Here is a 14,697-nt window from a genome sequence, read left to right as displayed (position 1 = left end):
AAGAAGAGGTGGCAAACGATGTTATGTGAAATTTGCAACGAAAGGCCGGCTTCTGTCATCTTCACACAGGAAACGATGCAAGGATCTTCTGAGCGTCATATGTGTGAAAGATGTGCTTTCCAATCCAAAATGTTTCATTTCGATCCAAACCAAGAGCCCCTTTCCATCCAGCAATTCCTTTCCAATTGGCTTGGCAGTTCAGAGCCATTCCAGTCTCAACAGCAGGCGAAAGAGCCGTTGGCGGAAGGTCCCGAGTGTCCGGATTGCGGCTTGACGTTCAGAAAGTTTCTGGACATTGGGAAATTCGGCTGCTCCACTTGCTACGACACGTTCAGAGAACGCCTGCCTCGCTTATTTGGCAAGCTGCATAATGGGCACTCCAGTCACACTGGTAAAATCCCTGTCTCTTTTAATGAATTATTCGCTGTGAAAAAACGGATTGAGGAAATCCGGCTGAAAATGCAAGAGGCCATCGAAGAAGAACGGTTTGAAGAGGCTGCTTCTTTGCGTGATGAAGCGAACGAATTGAAACGGCTGATGACGGACGGAGGAGGTGACGCCCATGTCAATTGATAACTTCATGAAAAATTCAGTGACGGGCTGGATGTCTTCCCATGGTGAACATTCCGATATTGTCATGTCGACCCGAATACGCCTCGCACGAAATTTAAGAGGCAGAAGGTTCCCGATCGCATTTTCAGCCGAGGAAGCGAAAGATGTGGATCATCTAATTACAGAGTCGCTGCTTAACTCAGAAGAAAATGGGTATTCCTATATGAAGGTCTCTGAATTGCCACTTCTTGAAAGGCAAGTGTTAGTGGAAAAGCATTTAATCAGTCCACAATTGACCGATCCGGAAAGACATGGGGCGGTCGTTCTATCTAAGGACGAGACGCTCAGCATTATGGTGAACGAAGAAGATCATATTAGGATCCAATGCATTTATCCCGGATTCCAACTGGAAAACGCTTATGAAAAGGCGGATCTGGTGGATGATTTTTTAGAGAAGAAACTTCCTTATGCTTTTGATGAACAATTTGGCTATTTGACTAGCTGCCCATCCAATACGGGGACGGGAATGCGTGCGTCTGTCATGATGCACTTGCCGACATTGACGATGACTAAGCAAATTAATCGCATCATCCCGGCAATCTCGCGACTTGGATTTGTAGTCCGTGGAAGTTATGGAGAAGGCAGTGAGGCGCTCGGAAATATTTATCAAGTCTCCAACCAGACGACCCTCGGCAAAACCGAGAAGGAGATTTTATCCGAGTTGAAGAATATTACATTACGTCTAATTGCACATGAACGCAGGTCTCGTGAGCTTCTCATGTCCAAATCCCGAATTGCTCTTGAAAACAGATTGTTCCGCTCTCTTGGCACCATCACCTTTGCCCGCCTTCTGCCGTCAGAAGAAGCAGCACGCTGCTTGTCGGATGTCCGTCTGGGGATTGATATGGACATCATTCAGGATATCGATATGACAATCTTGAATGAGCTGATGATTTTTATGCAGCCGGGGTTCCTCCAGCAATATGCGGGAACAGAATTAACGGCTGAAGAACGGGATATTTTTCGGGCGAAATTGTTCCGGGAAAGGCTTGAAGTGGGCAATAAAAGGTTAACGGAAGAAGAATCTGGAGAATGAGCATCTGTTTTGCACACATGCTTTCCATCTTGTATAATTAAGTCAAAGATAGTCAAAGTCAAACAGGCTAGATTTTTGATGAATTGAAATCCCTCTTCTGCGCTAGTAAAGCGGGGAAAAGTTGATATTCGTATAGAAGGAGTGGAATGGATATGATGTTTAATAATCGTCTTACGCAGAGGGCCCAAAAAGTATTGCAACTGGCTCAAGAAGAAGCAATTCGGATGAAACATGAATCCATCGGCACAGAACACATCTTATTAGGTTTGATCCGTGAAGGCGGAGGCATTGCGGCTAAAGCGCTTGAAGCCATCGATGTCAGCTTCGAAACGATCGAAAAAGGCGTTGAAAGCCTCGTTGGAACAGGCAATAAGGATGTCGGCCCGATCGTGCATTACACACCAAGAGCGAAAAAAGTGATCGAGCTTTCTGTAGATGAATCTCGGAAACTCGGCCATTCTTACATTGGAACTGAGCATATTCTGCTTGCGCTTATTCGGGAAGGTGAAGGCGTCGCAGCCCGCGTGCTGAACAACGCAGGCGTCAGCCTGAACCGTGCACGGCAGCAGGTGCTTCAATTGCTAGGAAACAATGACAGCTCAGTAGGAACTCAAGGGCCGTCCTCTTCGGCCTCTACGCCGACATTGGATAGTCTGGCCCGTGATTTGACTGAAATCGCCCGTGAAGGATCTTTGGACCCTGTCATCGGACGGAGCAAGGAAATTACACGTGTCATTGAAGTGCTTGCACGCCGTACGAAAAACAATCCGGTACTGATTGGGGAGCCGGGTGTCGGGAAGACGGCGATTGCTGAAGGTCTTGCCCAGCAGATCGTCAACAATGAAGTACCTGAAATCCTTCGTGATAAACGGGTTATGACACTCGATATGGGAACAGTCGTCGCGGGTACAAAATACCGTGGTGAATTTGAAGACCGCATGAAAAAAGTGATGGAGGAAATCCGTCAAGCCGGAAATATCATTTTATTCATCGATGAATTGCATACGTTGATCGGAGCCGGTGGAGCAGAAGGGGCGATCGATGCCTCTAACATTCTGAAGCCATCTTTGGCCCGCGGGGAGCTTCAATGCATCGGTGCAACGACACTTGATGAATACCGTAAATATATTGAGAAAGATGCTGCGCTTGAGCGCCGTTTCCAACCGATTCAAGTCGATGAGCCGACAGTCGAAGAGTCCATTCAGATTATTCGTGGGCTTAGAGACCGGTATGAAGCGCATCACCGGGTAAAGATTACGGATGAGGCGATCGAAGCGGCAGCGAAAATGTCAGATCGCTATATTTCGGACCGTTTCCTTCCTGACAAAGCGATTGATTTAATCGACGAAGCGGGTTCAAAGGTTCGCCTTCGTTCTTATACAACGCCTCCTAACTTAAAAGAGTTGGAAGCGAAGCTGGAAGCAATCCGCCATGAGAAGAACGCGGCAGTTCAAAGCCAGGAATTCGAAAAGGCCGCATCCTTCCGAGACAAGGAACAGAAGATGAAGGAAGAGCTCGAAAAAACGAAGGCGGCTTGGAAAGAAAAACAAGGCCAAAAAGAATCAGAAGTAACGGTTAATGATATAGCGGAAGTCGTTGCGATGTGGACTGGCGTGCCGGTAGCTAAAATCGCAGAAACAGAGACAGCGAAATTATTGAACATGGAAGAATTGCTTCATGAGCGCGTCATTGGCCAGAAAGAAGCGGTAACCGCCATTTCCCGGGCAATTCGACGTGCGCGTGCCGGATTGAAAGATCCGAAGCGCCCGATCGGTTCATTCATTTTCCTTGGCCCTACAGGGGTCGGGAAGACAGAACTGGCCCGTGCGCTGGCGGAAGCGATGTTTGGTGACGAAGATGCGATGATCCGGATTGACATGTCCGAGTACATGGAAAAGCATGCGACATCCCGACTCGTCGGTTCACCTCCTGGCTATGTCGGCTATGATGAAGGCGGACAATTGACAGAGAAAGTGCGCCGCAAACCATACTCCGTTGTCCTGCTTGATGAAATCGAGAAGGCGCATCCTGATGTCTTTAATATTCTCCTGCAAGTTTTGGAGGATGGAAGGCTTACGGATTCAAAGGGCCGTACAGTCGACTTCCGCAATACGGTTGTCATTATGACATCGAACGTCGGAGCGGAAGCATTGAAGAAGAACCGTTATGTCGGATTCAATCTTCAAGACGGCGAACGGGATTACGAAGATATGAAAGGGAAAATGCTAGAAGAGTTGAAAAAAGCATTCCGTCCTGAATTCTTGAACCGTGTGGATGAGATGATTGTCTTCCATTCACTTGAAAAAGAGCATCTAAAAGAGATTATTACACTGATGTCGAATGAATTGACAAAACGCCTTGCTGAGCAGGACATTGAACTTGTCTTGTCGGACGAAGCGAAACTGAAAATCGCGGAAGAAGGATATGACCCTGATTACGGGGCTCGTCCATTGCGCCGTGCGCTTCAAAAACATGTAGAAGATAAGTTGTCTGAAGAACTTCTTAAAGGTACGGTGCTTACAGGCGGAAAAGTGCTCGTCGATGTGGAAGATGGCAATTTTGTTGTGAAAACTGAAAAAGAAGCTGTTGCAGAAAAATAACAGTAGAAAGGATAGCCCTTCCGTCTAGCTATAAATCGGCGGAAAGGGCTGTCTTTTTCGTATATATGGAGGAACGAATGGCTAAAAAGAAAACGAAGTTCATGTGCAGGTCTTGTGGCTATGAGTCCCCTAAATGGATGGGACGATGCCCGGGCTGCGGGGAATGGAATACGATGGATGAGGAAGTTGAGATTGTTCAAAAAGGGCCACGTGGCGCATTTCAGCATTCAACTAGCATTCTTAGTAAAGCGGTGCCGATCAATTCAATTGAAACGATTCAGGAGCCGAGGGTCGATACGGACCTTGATGAGTTGAATCGTGTGCTTGGAGGAGGCATTGTGCCAGGCTCCCTCATTTTGATCGGCGGGGACCCGGGGATCGGTAAATCGACATTGCTCCTACAAGTCTCCTCGCTCTTGGCGAATAAAGGCCAGCGAGTCCTCTATATTTCGGGTGAGGAATCGATCCGGCAGACGAAGCTCCGTGCTGAACGATTAGGTGTCATATCAGACGAACTTTATATTTACGCAGAGACGGATTTGGGTAAAATACATGAGACGATTGCTGAAGTGAAGCCTCAGCTCGTCATTGCGGATTCCATTCAGACGATCCACCATCCGGAAGTGACGTCTGCGCCGGGAAGTGTCTCCCAGGTGAGAGAATGTACCGCGGAATTGATGCGGATTGCCAAGACGCAGAATATCGCCATTTTCATCGTCGGGCACGTGACGAAGGATGGGCAGATTGCAGGGCCGCGACTGCTGGAGCATATGGTGGACACCGTTCTCTATTTTGAAGGTGAGCGTCATCATACGTACCGGATTTTGCGCAGTGTAAAAAACCGTTTCGGTTCAACGAACGAAATTGCCATTTTTGAAATGCTTCAATCCGGTTTGAAAGAAGTGCTGAATCCATCTGAACTATTTTTGCGGGAACGTTCTCAAGGTGGAGCTGGTTCCACTGTTGTCGCTTCCATGGAAGGGACAAGGCCCATCCTGGTGGAAATTCAAGCACTTGTTACGCCGTCGAGTTTTAATTATCCGAAACGGATGGCGACAGGACTCGATCAAAATCGGGTCTCCCTTCTCATGGCTGTTTTGGAAAAGAGAATGGGAATGCTATTACAAGCGCAAGATGCGTATATTAAAGTCGCAGGAGGCGTCAAGCTGGATGAGCCAGCGATCGACCTGGCGGTACTGATGAGCATTGTATCCAGCTATCGGGATCTTTCGGTCGGCGTTACGGATTGCTTTATCGGCGAAGTGGGATTGACCGGAGAAGTCCGCAGGGTTTCCCGCATTGAACAGCGAGTGACAGAGGCGGCGAAATTAGGCTTTGAGCGTGCCTTCGTTCCTAGCTCCAATTTGGGCGGCTGGGATTATCCGGCAGGGATTCAAGTCGTCGGTGTCGAAACGATAGGTGACGCGATGAAGCTCGCATTCGGACAGTCCTGATTTGCAGGGCTGCCCGGGGCATACGCCCGAAATGATACAGATGTACTGATTCTGTTTCAGGTCGAAACCTGTTGAAGCGTCATGAAGTCTAATAGGAAAGGTTTATTTTTGAGGAGATGGGGTGTTCATCAAAGCGTAATTAACTGAATACGTGTATAGTATTTACTAATAAAAGGAGGTGTTCCTATGTTAAAAAGAGTTGTCCAAGTCGGTTTTTTACTGATCGGCGGCACGCTCGGCGTCTTGTTTTTACCGCATTTATTTTCCCTTTTTTCCTTCACGTCTAGACCGATGATCGATAACCCTTATGTGGCAGCTGTACTTGGCGCTATTGTTTTATATTTACTAAGCATCTTTCTAACTGAACCCATTGTGAATTTCATCAAGTGGATGGAAGATCTACTATTGAAGGCACCGATTTTTGATCTGTTATTTGGAACCGTCGGGCTAATGGTTGGGTTGAGTGTCGCTTTCCTCGTGAGCTTCGGCCTCAGCAGTGTTGAAATACCGGTCATTACATCCATTCTTCCTGTCCTGCTTTCTATATTGCTCGGATATCTCGGCTTCCAAGTGGGTTTTAAAAAGCGGGAAGAGTTTATTAATGCCATGGTATCCATCCGCAACAGCGGTCCAAAGAAAAAAGACGGGGGTGAAGCTGCCCGTCCTAAGGATAGCCTGAATAAAATTTTAGATACGAGTGTCATCATTGATGGCCGAGTAGCAGATATTGCATCGACTGGATTCCTGGAGGGGATCTTGGTCGTACCTCAGTTTGTCCTTACGGAATTACAGCATATCGCAGATTCCTCCGATACGTTAAAGCGTACGAAAGGAAGACGGGGTCTAGACGTTTTGAAGCGTCTGCAGACGGAAGAAGGGCCTCAAATTCTAATTACCGATGAAGACTTCGCGGACGTAGCGGAAGTGGATCTCAAGCTTGTCCGCCTGGCGAAAAGCATGAATGGACTTGTTGTTACAAATGATTTTAATTTGAATAAAGTAGCGGATCTTCACGGTGTATCCGTATTGAATATTAATGATCTGGCTAATGCGGTGAAGCCCGTTGTCATTCCTGGAGAAGAAATGCATGTCGCTGTCATTAAAGATGGCAAGGAGCATAATCAAGGGGTCGCTTATTTGGATGATGGTACAATGATTGTCATCGAAGAGGGAAAAACGCATATCGGCAATACAATCGATGTTGTAGTGACAAGCGTGCTGCAAACATCGGCAGGCCGGATGATTTTTGCCAAGCCGAAAAACGGAAAATCAGATACAAACGGCCGGAAATTGGAAAGATGGGGTAGTTAGTGAAATATACAGTGATGATCCCTGCAGCCGGAAGCGGCAAGCGGATGGGTGCAGGTCGAAATAAGCTTTTTCTTGAGCTGGGCGATAAGCCAATATTAATTCATACTTTGGATGTGTTTGAACAGGATCCCGCTTGTGAGCAGATTATTTTGGCTATCCGTCCTGACGAAAGAAATGAAATTAAAGGATTGCTTAGCCAGTTCGGGATTACCAAAGCAAATCAGCTGGTTGATGGAGGCGGCGAGCGGCAGCAGAGTGTCGCCGCCTGCATCCAAGCGCATCAGACCGGGGGCATTGTTCTGGTCCATGATGCTGCTAGGCCATTCATACACCGAGATGTGATACACCGCCTCGTTGAAAATGCGGAGACTCATGGAGCTGCCATTGCCGGCGTCCAAGCGAAGGATACGATGAAAATGGCATCAGATGGTATAGTAGAGGAAACGGTGGATCGGGACCGTCTTTGGATCATCCAGACTCCGCAGGCTTTCCGATATGAGGTGCTGTCGGAGGCATCCGAAAAAGCGGAAGCAGAAGGGTTCCTTGGAACCGATGAATCCATGCTTGTGGAAAGGCTCGGACATCCGATCAGAGTAGTGGAGAGTACTTACGATAATGTGAAAATGACGACGAAAGAGGATCTTGTCTTCGGCGAGATCTTTTTATCACGCAGACAGTAGGAGGATTATGATGATTCGAGTTGGACAAGGTTTTGACGTGCATGAGTTCGCGGAAGGACGGCCGCTAATTATTGGAGGCGTGACGATTCCACATGAAAAAGGGCTAACAGGGCATTCGGACGCGGATGTACTATTACATACGATTACTGATGCAGCACTCGGAGCGATTGGCGAAGGGGATATCGGACGGCATTTCCCTGATACGGATGCGGAGTTTAAAGATGCGGATTCCGCTGTTTTGCTTGAAAAGATCTGGGAGCTCGTCGAAGGACGCGGATATAAGCTTGGAAATATCGACTGCACAATTATTGCGCAGCGTCCGAAGATGGCACCGTATATCGGTGAAATCCAGCAGCGTGTGGCGGAGTTGCTGAAAGCGGATGTATCGCAAGTGAATGTCAAAGCGACGACTACAGAAAAGTTGGGCTTCACTGGAAGGGAAGAAGGGATTGCCTCCATGGCGACCATTCTTCTTGTCAAGGAATGACACCTTTCAAATTGATTGCCACAATGGTAAAATGACACAGGAAATACTTATAAATGAACGGAGATGGACTCATTATGTCAACAGAAGTACGCGTACGTTACGCGCCGAGCCCGACAGGCCATTTGCATATCGGCGGTGCCCGGACAGCGTTATTCAACTATTTATTCGCCCGACACCACGGAGGGAAGTTCATAATCCGAATCGAGGATACGGATACAGGACGGAATATTGAAGCGGGTGAATTGTCACAGCTTGATAACTTGAAGTGGCTGGGCATCCATCATGATGAATCCGTTGATGTGGGTGGGCCATATGGTCCGTACCGCCAGATGGAACGCTTGGATATCTATACAGAATATGCGAAGGAAATGCTTGAAAAGGGTCATGCCTATAAATGTTTCTGCACAACGGAAGAGCTGGAGGCGGAGCGGGAAAGACAGAAAGCGTCCGGAATTGCAGCTCCTATGTATGCGGGCACTTGCCGCCATTTGACTGCTGAGGAAGTAGCTGAAAAGGAAGCGTCCGGCATGCCATATACAATTCGCATGAGGGTTCCTGAAAATGTAACGTACGAAGTGGATGATATGGTTCGCGGCAAGGTGGCATTTGAGTCCAAAGATGTGGGCGATTGGGTGCTCGTCAAAGCGAACGGGATTCCAACGTACAATTTTGCGGTGGTCATCGATGATCATCTGATGAAAATCTCCCATGTATTCCGCGGAGAAGAGCATTTGACTAATACACCAAAGCAATTGATGATCTATGATGTGTTCGGCTGGGAATATCCTCGCTTCGGCCATATGACATTGATTGTGAATGAAGATCGGAAAAAGCTGTCGAAACGTGACGAGTCGATCATCCAATTCATTTCTCAATATAAAGACCTTGGCTATTTGCCTGATGCGATGTTCAACTTCTTTGCGCTGCTCGGCTGGTCTCCGGGCGGGGAAGAGGAAATCTTTACTCATGATGAGCTGGTGAAGCTGTTTGACGAAAGCCGCTTATCTAAATCTCCATCCATGTTCGATAAGCAAAAGTTGACTTGGATGAACAATCAATATGTGAAAAAACGCAGCTTGGAAGAAGTGATTGAGCTAACCTTGCCGCATTTGCAAGCAGCTGGGCGTATTTCTGAAAACATGACGGACGACCAGCGTGCGTGGGTCCATGACCTGATCGCGCTTTACCATACACAGCTGAGCTATGGAGCGGAGATTGTAGAATTGACCGCCCAGTTCTTCACGGATGAAGTGGAATATGATGAACAATCCAAAGAAGTATTAGCTGGGGAGCAAGTGCCGGAAGTGATGGCGTCTTTCCATAAACAACTGTCAGAACTGGAATCATTTGATGCAGATTCGATTAAGGCAGCTATTAAAGCGGTGCAAAAAGAAACAGGACATAAAGGCAAGAACCTTTTCATGCCGATTCGTGTTGTGGCGACAGGCCAAATGCACGGCCCGGAACTTCCAGAGTCCATTGCGCTGATCGGCAAAGAGAAAACGCTTAGCCGGGTTGCAAAATTTATTTAAACTTCACAGGCAGATTAATGAATTGACTTTCCTGATAGTCTGTGTACAATTGACATACAATGTATTCCGAACGATAAAAGCGTTGATAGGGAGAAGTACACGATACATGCTTTACAGAGAGGATCATCACCGGCTGAAAGTGATCCAGGCCGCTGTATTGTAGAAATGCCCCCTTGAGTGCCGCGCCGAACTTACAGTAGGCCGGACGTATGCCTGCGTTAAAGGCTTTAAGCGGGAAGGTTGAACTTCCAAGAAGAGTGGAACCGCGCAGATCATGCGTCTCTGTCTAATTACGGACAGGGGCGCATTTTTTTATTTGGCGGATTCTGGGTGGAGGCAGGATTAAACATGATGCATTTCCAGTGTTTCGGATGGAAAAGCTCTATTTTAAGTGCCGGCTCTTTGCTGTTGTTCCCTGCCAATGCCTCGGTTCGATTGCCATTGTGTATGAAAAATAGTTAGAAAGTATGGAGGGATCTACATTGTTCAAGAGGATGAGAGAGGATATCCGGTGTATCTTTGAACAGGACCCGGCAGCGCGCAGTACAATCGAAGTCGTGTTGACGTATTCTGGCCTCCATGCCATTTGGGCGCATCGATTTGCGCATGCCTTGTATAAAAGAAAATTTTTGTTTTTGGCGCGTGTCGTATCTCAGGTCAGCCGATTTTTCACGGGAATTGAAATTCACCCGGGTGCCGTAATTGGCAGACGCTTGTTCATTGACCATGGGATGGGCATCGTGATCGGCGAAACTTGTGAAATTGGCGACGATGTTACGCTCTATCAAGGGGTGACGCTTGGCGGTACCGGCAAGGAAAAAGGAAAGCGCCATCCGACACTGCATAACAATGTGCTTGTCGCTTCAGGAGCGAAAGTGCTTGGTTCCATTACAATCGGTGAGAACAGTAAGGTCGGAGCCGGATCTGTCGTTTTGAAGGACGTACCGCCTGATTCAACGGTTGTCGGGATACCAGGGAAAGTGGTCATCACCAACGGTGTGCGTGTAAAAGAAAAATTAGATCATCATAAAATGCCTGATCCTGTCGAAGAGACGTGTGATCAAATGAAACGAGAAATCGCACAATTAAAAAGCCGTCTTGCGGAGCTGGAAAAAATGGGAGGAGAACGACATGAGCATACAAATTTATAATACGCTGACGCGGAAAAAGGAACCTTTCATTCCAATGGAAGAAGGAAAGGTCAAGATGTATGTGTGCGGACCGACCGTATACAACTATATCCATATTGGAAATGCCCGGCCGGTTATCGTCTTTGATACGGTCCGCCGCTATCTTGAATATCGGGGCTATGATGTCACTTACGTCTCAAATTTTACGGATGTCGATGATAAAATCATCCGGACTGCAAATGAGCTTGGCGAAGAAGTAGGGGAACTGACCGCCCGCTTTATTAATGCCTATTTCGAGGATGTAGGAGCGCTTGGATGTGAAAAGGCAGATATTCATCCGCGAGTGACGGAGCATATTGAGGATATCATTGCATTTATCGAAGTGTTGATCGACAAAGGATTTGCTTATGAATCTCATGGTGATGTATATTACCGAACACGGAAATTCGATAATTACGGCAAACTGTCCCATCAATCAATCGATGAATTGAAAGTCGGTGCCCGAATTGAAGAAAGTGCCATAAAAGAAAATGCTCTTGATTTTGCTCTGTGGAAATCGGCAAAAGAAGGAGAAATTGCATGGGATAGCCCTTGGGGTCCAGGGCGTCCAGGCTGGCATATCGAATGCTCCGTCATGGCAAGGGAGCATCTCGGAGACACGATTGATATCCATGCTGGAGGACAGGACTTGGCATTCCCTCATCATGAGAATGAAATTGCCCAGTCGGAAGCGATGACAGGAAAAGAATTTGCGCGGTATTGGATGCACAATGGCTATATTAATATCGACAATGAAAAAATGTCGAAGTCGCTCGGAAACTTCATTCTTGTGAATGATATCCGGAAGCAGATCGATCCTCAGGTGCTCCGCTTCTTCATGCTGTCTGTCCATTACAGACATCCTGTCAACTTCTCGCAGGATCTTGTGGAGAGTGCGAAAAACGCATTGGAGCGTATACGGACTGCTTACAGCAACTTGAATTACCGCCTGGAAACGTCTGCGGATCTCGGTGATCAACATGATATTTGGATTCACAAAGTGGATGAACTCGTGCGTGCCTTTGAAACAGCGATGGATGACGATTTTAATACGGCAAATGCAATGGCAGCCATCTTTGATCTCGTCAAGTTGGCCAATGTATATTTGCTAGAAGAGAATACGCAAGTGCAAGTCTTGTCATATTTTATCGAAACCTTCGACCGACTGATGGGCGTTCTTGGACTTCCGTTCCAAAGCGAAGGAGAGTTGCTCGATGATGAGATTGAAGCCTTGATCGAGGAGCGGCTGACAGCGAGACGGGAACGTAATTTTGCCAGAGCTGATGAAATCCGGGAAGAGCTGAAGGGGCAGGGCATTTTGTTGGAAGATACGGCGCAAGGCACCCGTTGGAAAAGAGGGTGACCGCCATGTATAGTCTGCGTGATATCGATGTCAAACAGATGAATGCGCTGGCGCTCGCCTATATGGGGGATGCGGTTTACGAGCAGGCAGTCCGAGAGCATCTGCTGCGCTCAGGAAAGGTGAAGCCGAACACCCTCCATAAAGAGGCGACCAAGTATGTTTCTGCAAAGGCGCAGGCTGCGGCAATCAAAATGCTGCAGCAATCCGGTTTTCTGACAGAGGAGGAAGAAGGAGTCCTCCGCCGCGGACGCAATGCAAAATCAGGCTCTGTGCCTAAACATACAGATGTTATTACGTACAACTATAGTTCGGGGTTTGAAGCGGTGGTCGGATATCTATACTTGCTTGGAAGAGCAGAGCGACTCACGGAATTCATTCGGGAATCGATTGAGTTCGTGGAGCAGCCAAAGGAGGAGGGCACATTTTGACAACGCATGAAGCTGAACTGATCGGAGGCAAAAATCCCGTGGCGGAAGCTTTGCGATCCGGCAGAGAATTGAACAAAATTTGGATTGCGGAAGGCTTGAACAAAAAGAGCATTGGGGAAATCATTTCACTGGCAAAACGTTCAGGTATCGTCATTCAGGAGGTTCCGAAACGGAAGCTGGATACGATGCTGGAAATGAATCACCAAGGAATCATCGCATCGGTCGCCGCTTACCGGTACGCTGAACTCCCAGAGCTATTCGAGAGGGCGAAGGCGCGTCAGGAAGATCCGTTTTTTCTTATTCTGGATGAATTGGAAGACCCGCATAATTTAGGGTCGATCCTCCGGACTGCCGATGCGACTGGCGTCCATGGAGTGATCATTCCTAAAAGAAGATCTGTCGGATTAACGGGAATTGTGGCGAAAGCTTCAACTGGAGCCATTGAACATATTCCGGTCGTACGGGTGAACAATTTATCCCAGACAGTAGAAGACTTAAAGAAATCCGGTGTTTGGATTGCAGGCACTGATGCTTCCGGTTCGCAAGATTATCGTTCGATGGATGCCACACTGCCGCTTGCCATCATTATCGGCAGTGAAGGTAAAGGCATGTCCCGGATTTTAAGGGAGAAATGCGATTTCCTTTATTCCTTGCCGATGGTCGGACATGTTACATCGCTCAACGCATCGGTCGCCGCTTCGCTCTTGATGTATGAAGTTCTGCGGAAACGACGGCCGTAACGGCAAATGTTATGAAGAAAGATATATTGCTCGTCGACGGCTACAATATAATCGGCGCTTGGCAGGAACTCCGTTCGTTGAAACAAGAGAGGCTCGCGGATGCGCGGGACCGTCTTATCGAACGGATGGCAGAATATAAAGCCCATACAGGATGGCGGGTCATTGTCCTGTTTGATGCCCATCTTGTGCCTGGCATCGAAAAGAAAAATTTGAAACATCATGTCGAAGTGATCTTCACCCGGGAAAATGAAACAGCGGATGAACGCATCGAAAAACTGGTGGCGGAATTGAGCGGGCGGCGTGTGCAAATACATGTCGCCACCTCAGACCGTACGGAGCAGTGGGTTATTTTTGCTCAAGGGGCGCTACGGAAATCCGCGAGAGAACTAGAAATTGAGATGGATGATATTGATCACCGGATTGCAAAACAAGTGAAGGATATCCAGGACCAACGGCCGTTTTCAAAGATCCAATTGTCCGATGAAGTTGCTGAAATATTTGAAAAGTGGAGACGCGGTTTGAAATGAACGGTTGACGCAAAAATTTTCCATACGGTATACTTGGTGAAATGGCAACGAAGATTCGGGGGTGGGGGTATTGGTGGCAAAGACATTTGTGCAAGAGGGGAACTCGGATTTCACCGAACTTACCGATGAAGAGCTAGTGGGGATCATTCACGATGGGGGAACAGATGGGTTGGATTATTTAATTACAAAATACCAACCTTTTGTAAGAATGAAAGCGCGCTCATATTTCATGATGGGCGGAGACCGTGAGGATATCATCCAGGAAGGCATGATCGGACTGTATAAAGCCATCCGTGATTTTAAGGGAGATCGGCTTAGCTCGTTCAAAGCATTTGCGGAACTTTGCATAACGAGGCAGATCATTACGGCGATTAAGACTGCGACAAGGCAGAAGCATATTCCGCTCAATACGTCTGTTTCGCTGGACAAGCCTGTTTTTGATGAGGAATCCGACCGCACATTGCTTGATGTCATTGCCGGATCCGAACTGGACGATCCGGAAGATTTGATGATCCACAAAGAGGATTTTTCGAATATGGAAGATGAGATCAATAAAGTCCTAAGCGGTTTAGAAAAGCAAGTGCTGACGCTCTACTTGGAAGGCCAGACTTATCAGGAAATTTCGGATGAGCTCAATCGGCAAGTGAAGTCGGTTGACAATGCCCTTCAGCGCATTAAACGTAAGCTGGAGCGCCATATGCAACTGGAGCCGATCCGCTGATGGAATGAAGTTTATGTTGCTGTAAGACATTTACCAG

The 14,697-nt window shown here is 47.5% G+C and carries 14 protein-coding genes and 1 other annotated feature; all 14 genes read left to right on the top strand.

From position 1 onward, the window contains the following. The first annotated feature begins 18 nt into the window (after nucleotides 1-18). The 14 genes from L7D49_RS08065 to sigH all read left to right on the top strand — a co-directional run bounded on the left by L7D49_RS08065 (nucleotide 19) and on the right by sigH (nucleotide 14,660). Nucleotides 19-573 carry a UvrB/UvrC motif-containing protein gene (locus tag L7D49_RS08065; RefSeq protein ID WP_238080316.1) on the top strand — a complete coding sequence of 185 codons (555 nt, stop codon included), beginning with the start codon at nucleotides 19-21 and terminating at the stop codon, nucleotides 571-573. Continuing rightward, the gene (locus L7D49_RS08060; RefSeq protein WP_238080315.1) at nucleotides 563-1,648 is read left to right on the top strand and encodes a protein arginine kinase; all 1,086 of its coding nucleotides are present in this window, start codon (nucleotides 563-565) and stop codon (nucleotides 1,646-1,648) included. Before L7D49_RS08065 ends, L7D49_RS08060 begins: the two co-directional genes overlap by 11 nt. A gap of 152 nt (nucleotides 1,649-1,800) precedes the next feature. After that, nucleotides 1,801-4,248, top strand: a complete 2,448-nt coding sequence (gene clpC, locus L7D49_RS08055) for an ATP-dependent protease ATP-binding subunit ClpC (protein ID WP_238080314.1) — start codon at nucleotides 1,801-1,803, stop codon at nucleotides 4,246-4,248. Nucleotides 4,249-4,325: 77 nt separating this feature from the next. Continuing rightward, the gene (gene radA / locus L7D49_RS08050; protein WP_238080313.1) at nucleotides 4,326-5,702 is read left to right on the top strand and encodes a DNA repair protein RadA; all 1,377 of its coding nucleotides are present in this window, start codon (nucleotides 4,326-4,328) and stop codon (nucleotides 5,700-5,702) included. Nucleotides 5,703-5,888: 186 nt separating this feature from the next. Beyond that, nucleotides 5,889-7,013, top strand: a complete 1,125-nt coding sequence (locus tag L7D49_RS08045) for a PIN/TRAM domain-containing protein (RefSeq protein WP_238080312.1) — start codon at nucleotides 5,889-5,891, stop codon at nucleotides 7,011-7,013. Beyond that, complete coding sequence (gene ispD / locus L7D49_RS08040; protein ID WP_238080311.1) at nucleotides 7,013-7,693, top strand: 2-C-methyl-D-erythritol 4-phosphate cytidylyltransferase; 681 nt, start codon at nucleotides 7,013-7,015, stop codon at nucleotides 7,691-7,693. The genes L7D49_RS08045 and ispD overlap by 1 nt, the downstream gene beginning before the upstream one ends. Nucleotides 7,694-7,703: 10 nt before the next feature. Next, on the top strand, nucleotides 7,704-8,180 hold the full coding sequence (ispF, locus tag L7D49_RS08035) for a 2-C-methyl-D-erythritol 2,4-cyclodiphosphate synthase (protein ID WP_238080310.1): 477 nt from the start codon (nucleotides 7,704-7,706) through the stop codon (nucleotides 8,178-8,180). 74 nt (nucleotides 8,181-8,254) lie between these two features. Beyond that, nucleotides 8,255-9,712: a glutamate--tRNA ligase gene (gene gltX / locus L7D49_RS08030; protein WP_238080309.1), complete on the top strand. Its 1,458-nt coding sequence runs from the start codon at nucleotides 8,255-8,257 to the stop codon at nucleotides 9,710-9,712. Between the two features lie 73 nt (nucleotides 9,713-9,785). Beyond that, nucleotides 9,786-9,999 (top strand) — a binding site (T-box leader). Nucleotides 10,000-10,194: 195 nt separating this feature from the next. Continuing rightward, the gene (gene cysE, locus L7D49_RS08025) at nucleotides 10,195-10,863 is read left to right on the top strand and encodes a serine O-acetyltransferase (RefSeq protein ID WP_238080308.1); all 669 of its coding nucleotides are present in this window, start codon (nucleotides 10,195-10,197) and stop codon (nucleotides 10,861-10,863) included. Beyond that, entirely contained in the window at nucleotides 10,844-12,244 is a 1,401-nt protein-coding gene (gene cysS / locus L7D49_RS08020) for a cysteine--tRNA ligase (protein ID WP_238080307.1), read from the top strand. The genes cysE and cysS overlap by 20 nt, the downstream gene beginning before the upstream one ends. A 5-nt stretch (nucleotides 12,245-12,249) precedes the next feature. Next, nucleotides 12,250-12,672, top strand: coding sequence for a Mini-ribonuclease 3 (locus tag L7D49_RS08015; protein ID WP_238080306.1), 423 nt, complete (start codon nucleotides 12,250-12,252; stop codon nucleotides 12,670-12,672). Then, nucleotides 12,669-13,412 (top strand): 23S rRNA (guanosine(2251)-2'-O)-methyltransferase RlmB, encoded by a 744-nt coding sequence (gene rlmB, locus L7D49_RS08010; RefSeq protein ID WP_238080305.1) that lies wholly within the window; start codon nucleotides 12,669-12,671, stop codon nucleotides 13,410-13,412. The genes L7D49_RS08015 and rlmB overlap by 4 nt, the downstream gene beginning before the upstream one ends. Before the next feature lie 11 nt (nucleotides 13,413-13,423). Beyond that, nucleotides 13,424-13,939 carry an NYN domain-containing protein gene (locus L7D49_RS08005; protein ID WP_238080304.1) on the top strand — a complete coding sequence of 172 codons (516 nt, stop codon included), beginning with the start codon at nucleotides 13,424-13,426 and terminating at the stop codon, nucleotides 13,937-13,939. A 73-nt stretch (nucleotides 13,940-14,012) separates the two neighbouring features. Continuing rightward, nucleotides 14,013-14,660 carry an RNA polymerase sporulation sigma factor SigH gene (sigH, locus tag L7D49_RS08000; protein WP_238080303.1) on the top strand — a complete coding sequence of 216 codons (648 nt, stop codon included), beginning with the start codon at nucleotides 14,013-14,015 and terminating at the stop codon, nucleotides 14,658-14,660. The last annotated feature ends 37 nt before the right edge of the window (nucleotides 14,661-14,697 follow it).

This window comes from Sporosarcina cyprini (assembly GCF_022048975.1).
Lineage (GTDB): Bacteria > Bacillota > Bacilli > Bacillales_A > Planococcaceae > Sporosarcina > Sporosarcina cyprini.
The sequence above is the reverse complement of the archived record's forward strand: the minus strand, read 5'-3'. Positions and strand labels throughout refer to the sequence as shown.

What these genes read in the sequence shown, in the direction of transcription:
- clpC (WP_238080314.1), top strand. Translation starts at nt 1,801, where the DNA reads ATGATGTTTAATAATCGTCTTACGCAGAGGGCCCAAAAAGTATTGCAA.
- L7D49_RS08045 (WP_238080312.1), top strand. Translation starts at nt 5,889, where the DNA reads ATGTTAAAAAGAGTTGTCCAAGTCGGTTTTTTACTGATCGGCGGCACG.
- cysS (WP_238080307.1), top strand. Translation starts at nt 10,844, where the DNA reads ATGAGCATACAAATTTATAATACGCTGACGCGGAAAAAGGAACCTTTC.
- L7D49_RS08065 (WP_238080316.1), top strand. Translation starts at nt 19, where the DNA reads ATGTTATGTGAAATTTGCAACGAAAGGCCGGCTTCTGTCATCTTCACA.
- L7D49_RS08015 (WP_238080306.1), top strand. Translation starts at nt 12,250, where the DNA reads ATGTATAGTCTGCGTGATATCGATGTCAAACAGATGAATGCGCTGGCG.
- radA (WP_238080313.1), top strand. Translation starts at nt 4,326, where the DNA reads ATGGCTAAAAAGAAAACGAAGTTCATGTGCAGGTCTTGTGGCTATGAG.
- L7D49_RS08005 (WP_238080304.1), top strand. Translation starts at nt 13,424, where the DNA reads ATGAAGAAAGATATATTGCTCGTCGACGGCTACAATATAATCGGCGCT.
- ispF (WP_238080310.1), top strand. Translation starts at nt 7,704, where the DNA reads ATGATTCGAGTTGGACAAGGTTTTGACGTGCATGAGTTCGCGGAAGGA.
- L7D49_RS08060 (WP_238080315.1), top strand. Translation starts at nt 563, where the DNA reads ATGTCAATTGATAACTTCATGAAAAATTCAGTGACGGGCTGGATGTCT.
- gltX (WP_238080309.1), top strand. Translation starts at nt 8,255, where the DNA reads ATGTCAACAGAAGTACGCGTACGTTACGCGCCGAGCCCGACAGGCCAT.